The 14,211-nt window shown below is 39.8% G+C and carries 13 protein-coding genes; 12 read left to right on the plus strand and 1 reads right to left on the minus strand.

Translation table 11 applies throughout. The features are described 5' to 3' along the window. From FA584_RS13155 to FA584_RS13205, 11 genes are all read left to right on the plus strand, one after another. Complete coding sequence (locus tag FA584_RS13155; RefSeq protein ID WP_167749761.1) at positions 1 to 3,066, plus strand: multidrug efflux RND transporter permease subunit; 3,066 nt, start codon at positions 1 to 3, stop codon at positions 3,064 to 3,066. 14 nt (positions 3,067 to 3,080) lie between these two features. Then, complete coding sequence (locus tag FA584_RS13160) at positions 3,081 to 4,484, plus strand: efflux transporter outer membrane subunit (RefSeq protein WP_167749762.1); 1,404 nt, start codon at positions 3,081 to 3,083, stop codon at positions 4,482 to 4,484. 143 nt (positions 4,485 to 4,627) lie between these two features. Further along, the gene (locus tag FA584_RS13165) at positions 4,628 to 5,008 is read left to right on the plus strand and encodes a GtrA family protein (RefSeq protein WP_167749763.1); all 381 of its coding nucleotides are present in this window, start codon (positions 4,628 to 4,630) and stop codon (positions 5,006 to 5,008) included. Next, positions 5,005 to 5,952, plus strand: coding sequence for a glycosyltransferase family 2 protein (locus tag FA584_RS13170; RefSeq protein ID WP_096047598.1), 948 nt, complete (start codon positions 5,005 to 5,007; stop codon positions 5,950 to 5,952). Before FA584_RS13165 ends, FA584_RS13170 begins: the two co-directional genes overlap by 4 nt. Beyond that, positions 5,936 to 6,841 (plus strand): carbohydrate deacetylase, encoded by a 906-nt coding sequence (locus FA584_RS13175; RefSeq protein ID WP_167749764.1) that lies wholly within the window; start codon positions 5,936 to 5,938, stop codon positions 6,839 to 6,841. Before FA584_RS13170 ends, FA584_RS13175 begins: the two co-directional genes overlap by 17 nt. After that, complete coding sequence (locus FA584_RS13180; RefSeq protein ID WP_167749765.1) at positions 6,825 to 8,285, plus strand: ArnT family glycosyltransferase; 1,461 nt, start codon at positions 6,825 to 6,827, stop codon at positions 8,283 to 8,285. The genes FA584_RS13175 and FA584_RS13180 overlap by 17 nt, the downstream gene beginning before the upstream one ends. A gap of 37 nt (positions 8,286 to 8,322) precedes the next feature. Further along, a complete protein-coding gene (locus FA584_RS13185) occupies positions 8,323 to 8,898 on the plus strand; it encodes an undecaprenyl-diphosphatase (protein WP_167749766.1) in 576 nt (191 codons plus the stop codon). A 170-nt stretch (positions 8,899 to 9,068) separates the two neighbouring features. Then, the gene (locus FA584_RS13190; RefSeq protein ID WP_228448017.1) at positions 9,069 to 10,115 is read left to right on the plus strand and encodes a DUF362 domain-containing protein; all 1,047 of its coding nucleotides are present in this window, start codon (positions 9,069 to 9,071) and stop codon (positions 10,113 to 10,115) included. A 23-nt stretch (positions 10,116 to 10,138) separates the two neighbouring features. After that, positions 10,139 to 10,627 carry a nucleoside 2-deoxyribosyltransferase gene (locus FA584_RS13195; RefSeq protein ID WP_167749767.1) on the plus strand — a complete coding sequence of 163 codons (489 nt, stop codon included), beginning with the start codon at positions 10,139 to 10,141 and terminating at the stop codon, positions 10,625 to 10,627. Positions 10,628 to 10,753: 126 nt separating this feature from the next. Then, on the plus strand, positions 10,754 to 12,250 hold the full coding sequence (locus tag FA584_RS13200; protein ID WP_087439620.1) for an aldehyde dehydrogenase family protein: 1,497 nt from the start codon (positions 10,754 to 10,756) through the stop codon (positions 12,248 to 12,250). A 54-nt stretch (positions 12,251 to 12,304) separates the two neighbouring features. Next, positions 12,305 to 12,682, plus strand: coding sequence for a DUF779 domain-containing protein (locus tag FA584_RS13205; protein WP_087439621.1), 378 nt, complete (start codon positions 12,305 to 12,307; stop codon positions 12,680 to 12,682). 19 nt (positions 12,683 to 12,701) lie between these two features. On the opposite strand, the gene FA584_RS13210 is transcribed toward FA584_RS13205, so the two are convergent. After that, positions 12,702 to 13,136, minus strand: coding sequence for a hypothetical protein (locus FA584_RS13210; protein WP_087439622.1), 435 nt, complete (start codon positions 13,134 to 13,136; stop codon positions 12,702 to 12,704). Between the two features lie 149 nt (positions 13,137 to 13,285). Between FA584_RS13210 and FA584_RS13215 the strand changes: the two genes are divergently transcribed. After that, positions 13,286 to 14,206, plus strand: a complete 921-nt coding sequence (locus FA584_RS13215) for a phosphoglycerate dehydrogenase (protein WP_167749768.1) — start codon at positions 13,286 to 13,288, stop codon at positions 14,204 to 14,206. Positions 14,207 to 14,211 lie beyond the last annotated feature (5 nt).

Here is a 14,211-nt window from a genome sequence, read left to right on the forward strand (position 1 = left end):
ATGCATCTCAGCGCCCCTTTCATCGCAAGACATGTCGCAACAACACTGTTAACGATTGGTATTGTTTTAGCAGGCGCCCTTGCGTTTGGCTTGTTGCCCGTTTCTCCTTTACCACAAGTGGCTTTCCCGACGATTTCTGTCTCGGCCTCTTTACCAGGTGCAAGCCCTGAAACGATGGCAGCGACGGTCGCAACGCCTCTAGAGCGTAGTCTTGGGCGTATCGCTGGGGTAACGGAGATGACCTCATCCAGTTCGATGGGGTCTACTCGCGTCACCTTGCAATTTGATTTGGATCGCGACATTAACGGTGCGGCACGCGATGTTCAAGCGGCCATTAATGCCTCTTTATCGCTTTTACCTACAGGTATGCTCAGCAATCCAACGTACCGAAAAGTCAATCCTGCCGACGCTCCGATATTGATCCTCTCCATGACATCTGACACCCTGACACAAGCGCAAATGTATGATGCGGCTTCAACCATTTTAGCGCAAAAACTTTCACAGGTTGAGGGTATCGGACAAGTCATTGTAGGAGGTAGTTCTCTGCCTGCGGTACGGGTTGAAATCAATCCCTCAAGCCTCAACCATTACGGCATTAGTTTTGAAACACTACGTACAAGCATCAACGCAACCAACGCCAATCGCCCCAAAGGCACGGTGGAAGACGCTGAACACCATTGGCAAATAGGGGCAAACGATCAAGCCAAAAAAGCCGCAGATTATAGGCCTCTTATCGTTTCGTATCACAATGGAGCACCCGTTTTACTCCAAGATGTTGCAACCGTGATCGATTCCAACCAAGATTTGCACAATGCAGGCTCGGCAAACGGTAAACCTTCGGTTCTACTCATCTTATTTCGCCAGCCCGATGCCAATATTATCCAAACGGTCGATGCAGTCGTAGAGTCACTGCCATGGCTCTCCTCATCCATTCCTCAAGGAATCGACTTAAAAATTGCAATGGATAGAACGCCCACCATTCGTGCATCACTTCATGAAGTCGAGCGAACGCTTATTATTTCTCTTTTTCTTGTGATTGCCGTTGTCTTTTTATTTTTGCGTAATTGGCGTGCGGCGTTAATCCCCAGTGTTGCAGTACCCGCTTCGCTGATAGGGACATTTGCCATCATGTACTTGCTTGGCTACAGCCTTGATAACCTCTCCTTGATGGCCTTGACCATCGCCACAGGATTTGTCGTGGATGATGCTATCGTTGTTTTGGAAAACATCTCCAAAAAGATGGAACAAGGCTTGAGTGCTTTTGAAGCAGCCCTTGCGGGGAGTAAAGAGGTTGGCTTTACCGTCTTATCGATGAGCTTATCGTTGATTGCAGTTTTCTTACCCATTTTACTGATGGGAGGCATTATAGGGCGTCTGTTTAGAGAATTTGCAATCGTACTCTCCATTGCCATTATCATTTCACTAATTGTTTCACTGACAACAACACCGATGATGTGTGCCTATTTACTCAAAGCTCCCGAAAAAAAACAGGGTCGGGTAGCTGAGCTCAACGAAAGAGTGTTTACCAAAATTTTAAACGCGTATGAGCGCTCTTTGGCATGGGCGATTCGCCACTCAAAGTTGATGCTCGCCCTCTTTTTTACGACGATTGGCATTACCATTGCTTTATACATCATCATTCCTAAAGGGTTTTTCCCTCAACAAGATACGGGACGGATTATAGGGGGAATTCAAGCGGATCAATCTATCTCGTTTCAAGCCATGTCTCAAAAACTGAGTACGTTTGTCTCCATTGTCAAAGCCGATCCTGCCATTGAAAATGTCATTGCCTACACAGGAGGACAACAGGCCAATAGTGGGCGAATGTTCATTAGTCTCAAGCCTTTGTCGGAACGTAAAATTTCGGCCGATAAAGTTATTGCGAGACTGAGAGGTAAACTAGCCCACGTTCCAGGTGCCAATCTGTTTTTAGTTCCCGTACAAGATATCCGAATCGGAGGAAGGCAATCAAATGCACAATACGAATACACCCTTCAATCCGATGACTTAAGCACTTTACGCGAATGGGAGCCCATCGTTCGTAAAACATTGATGCAACTTCCCCAAATTATCGATGTGAGCAGTGACCAAGAGATTAAAGGCTCCCAAACAAAACTGGTAATCAACCGTGATGCGGCCTCAAGACTGGGCATTACCGCAAGTATGATTGATGCCGTTTTAAACGATTCTTTTGGACAACGCACAATCTCGACCATCTATAATCCTCTGAACCAATATCGTGTGGTGTTGGAGGTCGATCCCAAATTTTCGCAGTATCCTAACGCCTTAGATTCGGTCTATATCATTACCAGTGATGGCTCACAAGTACCCTTATCAGCTTTTAGTCATTATGAGCCTTCACTCACCTCTTTGGGGGTTAACCACCAAGGACAATTTGCCGCCGCAACACTCTCGTTCAATCTTCCCCTTGGCGTTTCGCTCTCTGAAGCCTCCGATGCAATCACTTCTGCGGTTGAAAAATTGAATTTACCCGTTTCAATTCACGGAAGTTTTCAAGGTAGCGCCAATGCCTTTAAAGCGTCCCTTCAGAGCCAACCGCTGTTAATCTTAGCTGCCATTTTAACGGTTTACATCGTACTGGGTATTTTGTATGAAAGCTATATTCACCCACTTACCATTCTTTCTACTCTGCCTTCTGCGGGCGTGGGTGCCCTGCTCGCCCTCATGGCCTTTCATACGGAATTTAATATCATCGCGCTTATAGGTGTCATTTTACTCATCGGTATCGTCAAAAAAAATGCCATTATGATGATCGACTTTGCCATTGCTGCGCAAAGAAATGAAGGACTATCCGCAAGTAATGCTATTCAAAAAGCGTGTAGTTTGCGTTTTAGACCTATTATGATGACGACAATGGCAGCCCTTTTAGGCGCGATCCCTTTAGCCATAGGATTTGGAGATGGGGCAGAATTACGCCAAGGGCTCGGTATTTCTATTGTAGGAGGCTTGATTTTAAGCCAATTATTGACGTTATATACGACACCCGTCATTTATCTGTACGGTGAAAAAATTCGTTCGAAATTTTCCAAGACACCTCAACCATGAAAGGTTCATTGATTATGCGATACTCACTTTTATCCATACTGCTTATCACCAATACACTCTTTATAGGGTGTGCTCAGCAAAATACACCTTCTGTACCAACAGATGTTGCTATTCCACAAGCTTACCATGAAGAGGGAAATTGGAAAAAAGCAACGCCGAATGACAATGCGGTTCGAGGAGCGTGGTGGGAGATGTATCACGATGCAGAATTGAGTACTTTAATGGAAGAGTTATCGCACTTCAATCCATCCATTAGCAAGTACCAAGCCTTATACAAACAAGCTTTAGCGGTTATGGAGTCTTCACAAGCATCCCTATTCCCAACCTTGAGTGTTGGAGCAAACGTCACAAGATCTCAAACCTCTGCGGGGAGTAATTCAACGAACAAACAAAGACGCTCAACCGATTATAAACTCCCACTTCAAGCATCATGGACACCTGATATTTGGGGAGATACGCATCGTTTAGTGGATGCCTATTCCCTCAGTGCGGAAGCGAGTTTGAACGATTTGGAAGCCGCAAAGCTTTCAGCACAAACACTTTTGGCACAAAATTATTTCCAGTTGCGAAACGTGGATGCACAAGAGGCATTTTTACAACAAACACTTGAAGCCTACGAGCGATCCCTTCAGATTACCCAAAATCAATACCATGCAGGCATCGTAACCAAAAAAGATGTCATCACAGCGCAAGCCCAGATAAAAAGTGTTGAAGCGCAAACAATTGATCTGCATGCGCAGAGGCAACAGTTAGAACATGCCATTGCCGCATTAATCGGCAAAACGCCTTCAGAATTTTCAATACACGCTAATCCAAAGCTGCCTATTGTTCTGCCCGATATTCCTTATTCTTTACCTTCGGAACTTTTGGAGCGACGACCCGATATCGCGGCTGCGGAACGTAGGATGAAACAAGCCAATCTTCAAGTCGGTATTGCGCAAGATGCATGGTTTCCAACTTTTAATCTGACCGCTTCAAGTGGTTATGAAAGTAACGTACTTTCTTCGTTGATTTCCAAACCAAACCTTATCTGGGCAATCGGTGGAGCACTGTCTCAAACTGTTTTTGATGGAGGTGCGCGTGAGGCAACTTTGAAGCAAATGCAAGGTGCTTATGAAGCCAATATTGCGACGTATCGACAAAGTATCTTAACCGCTTTTCAACAGGTTGAAGATGCCCTTGCTACCCTTGAAACACTTTCAAGAGAAGTAAAAGTACAACACGAAGCCGTTGACTTGGCGCAGCAAGCATTTGATTTCAATATGTATCAGTATCGACAAGGTATTGTGAACTATACGAGTGTTGTTGTAGCGCAAACATCGCTTTTAAGCAATCAAATCACCGTTCTTAACCTTCAAAATAGACAACTTCTGGCGACCATCTCATTGATCTCTGCCTTAGGAGGTAATTTTCAATAATAAACATTAAAAAGTGTTCATTTTGAATTCATCTAAATCTTCTACTATATCATCAAAGATTCTTGTTAAAAAGAACGTGACAATAACTCATTAACGTTTATGTTAAGATCAATTTTTTGAGCATGATTTTTGGGGAGTATGATGTGAATTGGAATCAACTAAAACGTTTTGTTATGAGTGGTGGTGGAGCGACACTCCTTCATCTTTCCAGCATGACTTTGTTAGTCTGGTTAGGTGCCAATGCCATTTTTGCAACTGCTTTTGGAATGGTATTAGGGGCTGTGGTTAACTACATTTTCCAATACTATTATACGTTTGATTCCAATACGCAACACCACACATCGATTTTCAAATACTGCATGAGCGTCGCCCTATCGTTTGCAAGCAATATGCTTCTTTTTACACTCTTCTATACGCTCTTGCATTTCAATGCGTTTGTATCGCAGTTCCTGACATCCGCACTCGTGGCAATACAAAATTATTGCATTTATAAAAAATTTGTTTTTCTAAGGAATGTACAATGAACCTTCCTTTAGTCAGCATTGTGATTTCTTTATACAATGAAGAGGGTAATCTTGTGAAATTATTTGAAGAACTTTTCAAAGTAGAAATCGCTCTTCAAGAAGTGGCTACTTTTGAATACATGTGTGTCAACGATGGCAGTACCGATGCAACACTTCAAACGCTTGAAACACTAACCAAAACCTATCCCAATATCCAAATTTATAACTTGTATCGAAACTTTGGACATGAAGTTGCAATGAGCGCTGGTATGGATAATGCGCGAGGAGATTGTGTTATTTTTATGGATGGTGATTTACAACATCCTCCTTATTTAGTGGAGGAGATGGTACATTCGTGGCTCAATGGTCATCAAGTCATCTTAACCAAGAAAATAAGCAATGATGCCGAAAAATCTTACATGTATACCTATTTATCAAAAATATTTTATTGGATACTTGACAAGCTTTCTGATATTAAAGTCCCAAAAAATTATCCAGATTTTAGACTACTCAGTCGTAAACATATTGATACGCTCAAAACCATGAATGAAAACGATAGGATGTTTAGAGGGTTACTCAATTATATTGGGTATGCAAACTGTAAAGTTCTCGAATTTGAGGTTCCTAAACGTTTTTCAGGACACACCAAATACAATTTTAAAAAATCGTTTGGACTAGCGATTGATAGTATCATGCAATTTTCCATTAAGCCATTGCGTTTTGCCATCTATATCGGCGTACTGACCGCTTTTATCTCAACAATGTTAGGTGCATATACTTTTTTTGATTATATGTTATTTGATGTGAAACGCACAGGCTATGCCACAACGCTGATTGTGACTATTTTTATGAATTCAATTCAACTTGTTGTGTTAGGCATTATTGGCGAGTACATTGGAAAAATTCATCTTGAAGTGAAAAAACGACCCCTTTATTTTGGAGAATTAGTTGAACATCATCATTAATGCCGACGATTTTGCCAATTCTATGGCGATGAGTGAAACAATCTGTCGTTGTTTTGATGAAGGCATGCTCACATCAACCAGCATGATGATCAATACCCCTTATGTCGAAGATGCATTCGAAAAAATACGTCAAAGACCCTCTTTAAGAGTCTCTTTGCATCTAAATATTGCTGAGGGAAAACCGCTTGCAGATACCAAAGAAATAGCCTATTTGGTGGATGAAAAAGGATTTTTTTGCAAACGCTATGAAACGATACTCACACATTACTATTTTGGCAATGTGATGCAAAAAAAGATCATCAAATCAGCGATCAAAGCTGAATATGCCGCTCAAATTACACGCTATGCAACATTACTAGGAACTGAGACGATTCATCTTGACTCCCATCAGCACTATCATACAATACCCTTTATCAGCGATATATTGATCGAATTATCGCAAGAATTACCCTACCAAATAACGTATGTTCGTGTGCCGAAAGAGCCTTTTTTTCTTGAACTTTCTTCTTTTCGCGATCTAAAAAATTATTGCGGTCTTAATATCATTAAACATTTTTTGCTCAATCTGTTTTCACATCAGCTAGCACGAAAACTTAAAGCACATCACATTACATGTAATACCTCTTTTATTGGTGTTCTGTTTACGGGAAACATGACCCTTGCTTCCATTCAAAAAGCATTGCAAAAATGTCATCAAGAGGATTTGATTGAGATTTTACTGCATCCTGGATTTTTAGCAGAGGCTGAAGCCACAAAATGGTCAGAATCACCCTTTAAAACCTTTTATACCCATCCTCATCGAAAAGAAGAGATGGAAATTTTACTAAGTCCTATATTTAAAACATTCATACAAAGCATCGCTGGGAATCATTATGCAAAACACATTTAAAAACCTCATTCTGGCATTATTCTCTCTTGTAGGTGCTCGTCTTATTGTGATGTATTATTTTCCTTTAACAGACAGTACCGAAGCACGTTATGCCAATACCGCCCTGATGATGGCAAAGCTCAACGATTGGATTAGCCCTTATTATGATTATGGTGTCCCTTTTTGGGGAAAGCCGCCCTTGTCTTTTTGGGCAGAAGCACTCTCCTATAAGTTTTTAGGCATCAGCGATTTTGCGCCACGCCTGCCTTCCTTGTTCATAAGTTTAGTAACCGCTTGGCTGATGTATCACTTTGTCAAAACATTAACAAACACAAAAAGTGCCTTATGGTCCGTTATCATCTATTTTGGTATGCTCCTTTCATTTCAACTGAGTGGCGCTGTATTGACAGACCCTTTTTTAGCATTTAGTACCACCTTGTCCTTGGTCGCTTTTATGCTGTTTACCCTCAAAGGAAAGCGTTCATGGGAATATCTTTTTTTTATTGGGTTAGGATTGGGGCTTCTTGCCAAAGGACCTTTGGCTTTGGTCATTGTAGGAGGAATTCTTTTTTTATGGATGTTCCCTTCCATTAAAACACGTTTTGCACAGCTAAGGCAACTTCCTTGGATAAAAGGTACGCTTTTAATGGTGTGCATTAGCCTTCCTTGGTATATTATTGCAGAAATGAAGACACCTGGATTTTTGAATTATTTTATCATTGGAGAGCATTTTGGTCGCTTTTTAGATGCTGGATGGCATGGCGATAAATACGGCTATGTTCACAAAAATCCACACGGTGCTATTTGGTTGATGTGGTTGGCGGCATCTTTACCATGGGGGTTGAGTGCTTTCTTTTTTGGCTATCAAAGTCTTCATCAGCACACTCAAAAAGAGGTGTTTTTTAAGCTCTTTAAAAATCCTATTTTGTGTTTACTGATCATTTGGGCGCTCTTTTTAGTCCTGTTTTTTACATTGGCAAGTAATGTCATTTGGACCTATATCTTGCCATCACTCCCTGCTTTTGCCATTCTTCTAGCCCTACTGTTAAATCAAAATGAAGGCAGTTTGATTCAAAAATATTCTAAAGTGATCGCTTTTAACATCTATCTTGTACCCGTTGTATCATTGATTGGGTTGGTGATTGTCGCGTGGTTTCCAAACCTTGTGATGAGCGAAAAATATCTTATTGCTTCTTACCGCCATCATACTTCTTCACAAGAGCCTATTTACTTTTTAGAAAAGAAATCTTTTTCCTCCATGTATTACATGAATGAACCGATCCAAACAACTTCTCTTGAAGCATTTAATGATCTCAATCTCTCCAATGAATCGCATTATTTTGTTGTTGTGAACAAAGGAGATGAAAAGCATATTACCCAACAAATAGACTTACATAAAGTTTATAGTAGCAAGAGCTATGTTCTCTATGAAGTAAAAAATACTTTTTTGAATATAGAAAAATAAAAACTTAAAATAATGAAAATATGAAGAAAAGTGAGCGATGATGATTTTAAATATAGAAGAATTAAATTTAACATGGTTTCAGAGTATCAATGCTTCGGCTAATGCTCCAGAATTAGTTGTGAATAGTGCAAAATTTTTTGCGGAATATGTACTTTATGCGCTTCCTCTTTTTTTTATATTTCTTTGGTTTTTTGGCACTAAAGCTCAAAAAGAGATTGTTCTTAAATCACTCTTGGTCATCTTCATTTCACTGTGTATTGGGCAGCTCATTATCATGTTCTTTCCGCATCCACGACCTTTTATGATGGGGGTTGGAAGAACATTGATTGTCCATGCGCCAAACGCTTCATTCCCCAGTCATCATATGATATTTTTTAGTGCTGTATTCATCAGTCATTTTTTGGCAAAAAACTATAAAATTAGCCTGATTTTTTTTATTTTAACGCTTCTTGTCGCTTGGTCTAGGATTTATTTGGGTGTTCATTTCCCCTTCGATATGATCGGAGCATTTTGTATAGTGATGTGTGTTGCACTGTTGCTTGAGCTTTTTTGGAAACGAATCAGAAGCATTATCATGAATTCTTTGATACTTTATAAGCACACCCAAAAGTAATATAAAAGACTCTATTTACCTTCATTCAATATTTGCAGAATCAGACAATGAAAATGGTCAATTATGCTATCCAACATAAGGTATTTAGATTTATACTATCGAATAGATTGGATTATCTACGTGTGAAGCATCATTTGCTTTCAACTCTTGTTACGAAAAAGGAGATAGAAATGAAAATGGATACATTTAGATTGGCTGACAAGCTCCCCTCTGAACTTAATCGCCGTGGTTTTTTAAAAAACAGTGCTGTTGTACTTGGCGCTATTACAGTATGTAATTTAGGAGGTCTAGAAGAGGCTCCTGCGGCACCTAATGAAAAGGCACAAGTTTATTTTACTGATGATATTAGTGTCAACGGGCTACTCAAAATTTATGCCAAAGTCAACCAAAACATAACGGGTAAAACGGCAATAAAACTCCACTCTGGTGAACCACATGGTCCAAATTTACTACCCATTGAGCTTATCACAGGATTACAAGCTACCATTCCAAACAGCACCATTGTTGAATGCAATGTTCTTTATGAAAGCCCTAGGCAACATACCCAGAGCCATCTGGAAACACTTAAAATTAATGGATTTGATTTTTGTCCTGTTGATATTATGGATGCTGAAGGAGATGCAATACTTCCTATATTTGGTACGAAAGAACTGCTTGCGAAATGGGAAGACTCCCCTAAGCGTCCTTTTGAAGATGGAACACATCTTAGCGAAATAGCCGTAGGTAAAAACCTGTTAAATTATGATTCACTTTTAGTCTATACACACTTTAAAGGGCATACGATGGGTGGTTTTGGCGGGTCTTTGAAAAATATTGCTATCGGTTGCGCATCGGGACAAGTGGGGAAGCTCCAAATCCATGAAAAAGGATGGAAAGGTGGAAAATTATTTTTAGAACGTATGGTAGAAGCAGGTAAAGGTATTAGCGATCATTTTGGCCCACGTATCACTTATATTAATGTGTTAAAAAATATATCTGTCGATTGTGATTGCGATGCACATGGCAAAAAACCTACCTGTAGGGATATCGGTATTGTCGCTTCAACTGATATTCTTGCTATTGATAAGGCTTCGATAGATCTTGTCTACGCACTACCTCAAACAGAACTCAAAGATATTAAAGAACGTATTGAAACGCGTAATGGTCTACATCAACTTGAATACATGAAATTGCTTAGGATGGGGAAAGAGCATTATGATCTTATCAATCTTGGATAAACAATACCATCGAGGAGAGGCTGATGCAAAAAATTTATCTTGCAGGTCCTGAAGTTTTTTTACCCAATGCTACTGAAGTTGGCAAAGCACATAAGCACCTGTGTCAGCAGTATGGTTATGAAGGACTTTTCCCACTTGATAACACTATTTCAGGAAATACCCCCAAGAAGATAGCAGAAGCAATTCGTCAGGCCAATGAAGCAATGATACGTACATGTGACATCGTTATTGCCAATCTCTCCCCATTCAGAGGGCCAGAACCAGACAGTGGCACGGTTTGGGAAGTAGGTTTTGCGCAAGGACTAGGTAAAAAAGTTATAGCCTATTCTACAGACCTTCGCACCCATAAAGAAAAAACTCAATCCATCCTCAACTTAGGAAATGCAAACTATGATGCTTTGGGTATGGCAATTGAAGATTTTGGACTGACGCACAATCTCATGTTTTCACCTATCGTCATTGCAAATAGCTTTGAAGCTTCTCTTCAATACCTTGCACAAAATGGCTTATAAATATTTAATCCAATCTAAAAAAAATAGTTAGTTGTCGCTTTGTCTTTGTTGTTAAAGCTAGCTGGTATAGAGTAACTAAAGAGATAATTATTATCTTTTAACTCTATTATTAAGGAAGGTGCAAAAATGGCATATTCAAGACCTACATACAAACCTCGTTATGAGAACTTTATCGGCGGCGAGTGGGTTGCTCCACTTAGCGGTGAATATTTTGACAATCTTTCCCCTGTTGATGGTGAATTTCTAACTAAAATCCCTCGTTCATCTGAAGCAGATGTTGATGCAGCAGTTGCAGCTGGCGTTAAAGCGTTTGAAACCTATAAACATACCTCCGTTATTGAACGAAGCACATTACTTAACAAAATTGCTGACGCTATCGAAGCCAATTTAGAAGCTCTTGCTATTGCAGAAACACTCGACAATGGTAAAGCGATTCGTGAAACTCTCAATGCAGACGTTCCTTTAGTTGTGGATCACTTTAGATATTTCGCTTCTGTTATTCGAGCAGAATCAGGAACCGTTTCAGATTTGGATGAAAACACAATTTCCCAAGAAATTCATGAACCACTCGGTGTTGTTGCGCAAATCATTCCATGGAACTTCCCACTCTTGATGGCAGCATGGAAAATTGCTCCTGCTATTGCTGCTGGTAATTGCGTTGTTTTGAAACCAGCAAGTGCGACACCAATGTCTATTTTAATTTTGATGGAAACCATTCAAAATATATTGCCAAAAGGCGTTGTTAACATTATCAATGGTGCAGGTGGAAAGATTGGTAAACACCTTGCAACGCATCCTGACATCAAAAAAGTAGGCTTTACCGGTGAAACGACGACAGGTCAACTTATCATGCAATACGCTACTGAAAACATCATCCCTTCGACATTGGAACTCGGTGGTAAATCGCCTAACGTTTTCTTTGAATCTATCATGGCAAAAGACGATGAATTTTTTGACAAAGCGATTGAAGGACTTGTTTTATTTGCCTTTAATAGTGGTGAAGTCTGCACATGCCCATCACGTGCCCTCATCCAAGAGTCTATTTATGAGCCGTTTATGAAACGTGTTTTAGAGCGTGTAAAAGCAATCACTCAAGAAAATCCTCTTGATCCAGCAACTAAAATGGGAGCACAAGCTTCTGTCAATCAAAAAGAGAAAATCTTAGATTACATCCGCATTGGTAAAGAAGAAGGTGCAGAGTGCCTCATCGGTGGTGCAGAATACAAAAACAAAACCTTCCCAAAAGGAAATTACATTCAACCTACTATCTTCAAAGGTCACAACAAAATGCGTATCTTCCAAGAAGAGATTTTTGGACCCGTACTATGTGTCACAACCTTTAAAGATGAAGCGGAAGCACTTGCCATTGCCAATGACACAATTTATGGTCTAGGCTCAGGCGTTTGGTCAAGGGATGCGCATCAACTTCATAGCATGTCACGCGGCATTGAAGCGGGACGTGTATGGGTAAACTGCTACCATCTCTACCCATCTCATGCCTCTTTTGGTGGTTATAAAAAATCAGGTATCGGACGTGAAACACACATGATGATGCTTAACGCTTATAGACACACCAAAAATATCTTGACATCATTCAATAAAAATAAACTCGGATTTTTCTAAACCGCAAGAACGCATGGGCTTTTACGCCCATGCACTTTTTTTAAAGGAGCCTTCATGACTATTCATCGACTTACTGCAACCTCTGAAGCTCTCAAAGTTATCGAAATGCTTAAAAATGAATATGGCGAACTCGTTTTCAACCAAAGTGGTGGCTGTTGCGATGGCACAGCACCGATGTGTTATGAAAAAAAAGACTTTCATGTTCCCTCACGCAATATTAAAATGGGCGAAGTCGGAGGATGTGAGTTTTTTATCGATAAAGACCAATTCGAATACTTTCGTTATTCTCAAATTGTCCTAGATGTGAAAGAAGAAAAAGCCGCTTTTGGAAACTCCTTTTCATTGGAAATTGATGAAGGGTATCAGTTTATTACACGTTCGCGTATCTTTAGTGATGAAGAAAACAAACTTTTAGCAGAACAAGAGAAGTGAAATTCACTTCTCTTACATGTTAGAGTTTATCTTTAAAATCAATAGCCGTAACATTGAGATTATTAAGTGTAATGATGGTGATTTGATCCTCTTTTTTAGGAAAATACGCCACATCTTTTTCATTTTCTAAAAGTCCAATAGCATAAGAATATTTTTTAAATTTTGGTAGCATAAACATACTCATCACCATGCTAGGAACTGCTGTTGCATCCATCAAATAAAGTGCACTGTTCTCGCTTAAATAGTTTGGATTTGCTTCCAAAAAGCTCTTTAACAGATCCCCTTGAGCTTTAGTATATGCGATGATAATCTGCTTGGTTTGAGGTGTAATGTCCACCGTTTTTTCAAACTGGTCTTTAATAACAGGTGCTTGTATTGTCGTACCCTCTTTCAGCGTATCGGCAAAGAGTCCAAACGGTAGAAGAAGCATTACTGCAAAAAAAAGTTGTTTCATAGAGTTCCTTTATTGATAATAATTATCTGATTGTATCTTTTCAAAGTAAATAGCAGATTAACAAAAATTGATCAATCTTCTCAATAAAGTTTCTCAAAAGCATGCTATACTTTTTTAAAAAAGATGTTTTACATGTAAAAGGAAATTTCATGAAAATTGCTGTTATCACACCCCTCTTTTCTCGCTCATCCGAACTCATGAATGAACTTACATTTCATTTTCCAGATGTTAAAAACAACGCCGACAACAGATTGAAAACCAAAAAAGATATCATCGCTTTTTTGCAAGACATGGATGGTGCCATTGTTGGTCGTGAAGAGATAGACGATGAGATATTAAGCGCTTGTCCAAAACTCACAATACTCTCCCGTTATGGTGTAGGACTGGACAATTTAGATCTTGATACAATGAAAAAAAGAGGTGTCAAACTCGGTTGGAGTGGTGGAACAAACAGTAACTCAGTTGCAGAAATTACTTTGAGTCTCATGCTCTCGCTCATTCGAAACTTACACATAGCCACAACACTTCTTAAACAGCATGTTTGGAAAGTTAACGGAGGCAGCGAGCTCACAGGAAAAACCATTGGCCTTTTTGGCTTTGGCAACATTGCAAAGCGTGTCATAGAGCTTTTAGCCCCTTTTCACTGTACCATTTTGGTCTTTAATCGTACTCAAAATGAAGCAGAAGCCCAAAAATATGGCATTACCTTTGCCAGTAAAGAACGCATCTTAGAAGAAGCAGACATCATCTCCATTCATCTGCCACTTACATCGGAGAGTAAAAATCTCTTCTCAACAGCCGAATTTAAAGCGATGAAAAAGAGTGCGTTTATTATCAACACAGCCCGTGGCGGTATCATCGATGAAGAAGCCCTCAAAGTGGCACTCAAAGGTGGTGAAATTGCAGGCGCTGGTCTGGAAGCTTTTTTGGTTGAACCAACACAAGATTGGGAACTGATCGATCTACCGAACCTTGTCTGTACTCCCCATCTTGGTGGTAACTCAAAAGAGAGTATCTTGGCGATGGGATATAGCTGTATTGAGCATCTTAAAGCTCATTTTACACATTAAGTGTC

It is taken from the genome of Sulfurospirillum diekertiae, from assembly GCF_011769985.2.
Classification (GTDB): domain Bacteria; phylum Campylobacterota; class Campylobacteria; order Campylobacterales; family Sulfurospirillaceae; genus Sulfurospirillum; species Sulfurospirillum diekertiae.

What these genes read in the sequence shown, in the direction of transcription:
- FA584_RS13160 (WP_167749762.1), top strand. Translation starts at nt 3,081, where the DNA reads ATGCGATACTCACTTTTATCCATACTGCTTATCACCAATACACTCTTT.
- FA584_RS13195 (WP_167749767.1), top strand. Translation starts at nt 10,139, where the DNA reads ATGCAAAAAATTTATCTTGCAGGTCCTGAAGTTTTTTTACCCAATGCT.
- FA584_RS13205 (WP_087439621.1), top strand. Translation starts at nt 12,305, where the DNA reads ATGACTATTCATCGACTTACTGCAACCTCTGAAGCTCTCAAAGTTATC.
- FA584_RS13185 (WP_167749766.1), top strand. Translation starts at nt 8,323, where the DNA reads ATGATGATTTTAAATATAGAAGAATTAAATTTAACATGGTTTCAGAGT.
- FA584_RS13210 (WP_087439622.1), bottom strand. Translation starts at nt 13,136, where the DNA reads ATGAAACAACTTTTTTTTGCAGTAATGCTTCTTCTACCGTTTGGACTC.
- FA584_RS13200 (WP_087439620.1), top strand. Translation starts at nt 10,754, where the DNA reads ATGGCATATTCAAGACCTACATACAAACCTCGTTATGAGAACTTTATC.
- FA584_RS13155 (WP_167749761.1), top strand. Translation starts at nt 1, where the DNA reads ATGCATCTCAGCGCCCCTTTCATCGCAAGACATGTCGCAACAACACTG.
- FA584_RS13170 (WP_096047598.1), top strand. Translation starts at nt 5,005, where the DNA reads ATGAACCTTCCTTTAGTCAGCATTGTGATTTCTTTATACAATGAAGAG.
- FA584_RS13190 (WP_228448017.1), top strand. Translation starts at nt 9,069, where the DNA reads ATGAAAATGGATACATTTAGATTGGCTGACAAGCTCCCCTCTGAACTT.
- FA584_RS13215 (WP_167749768.1), top strand. Translation starts at nt 13,286, where the DNA reads ATGAAAATTGCTGTTATCACACCCCTCTTTTCTCGCTCATCCGAACTC.
- FA584_RS13180 (WP_167749765.1), top strand. Translation starts at nt 6,825, where the DNA reads ATGCAAAACACATTTAAAAACCTCATTCTGGCATTATTCTCTCTTGTA.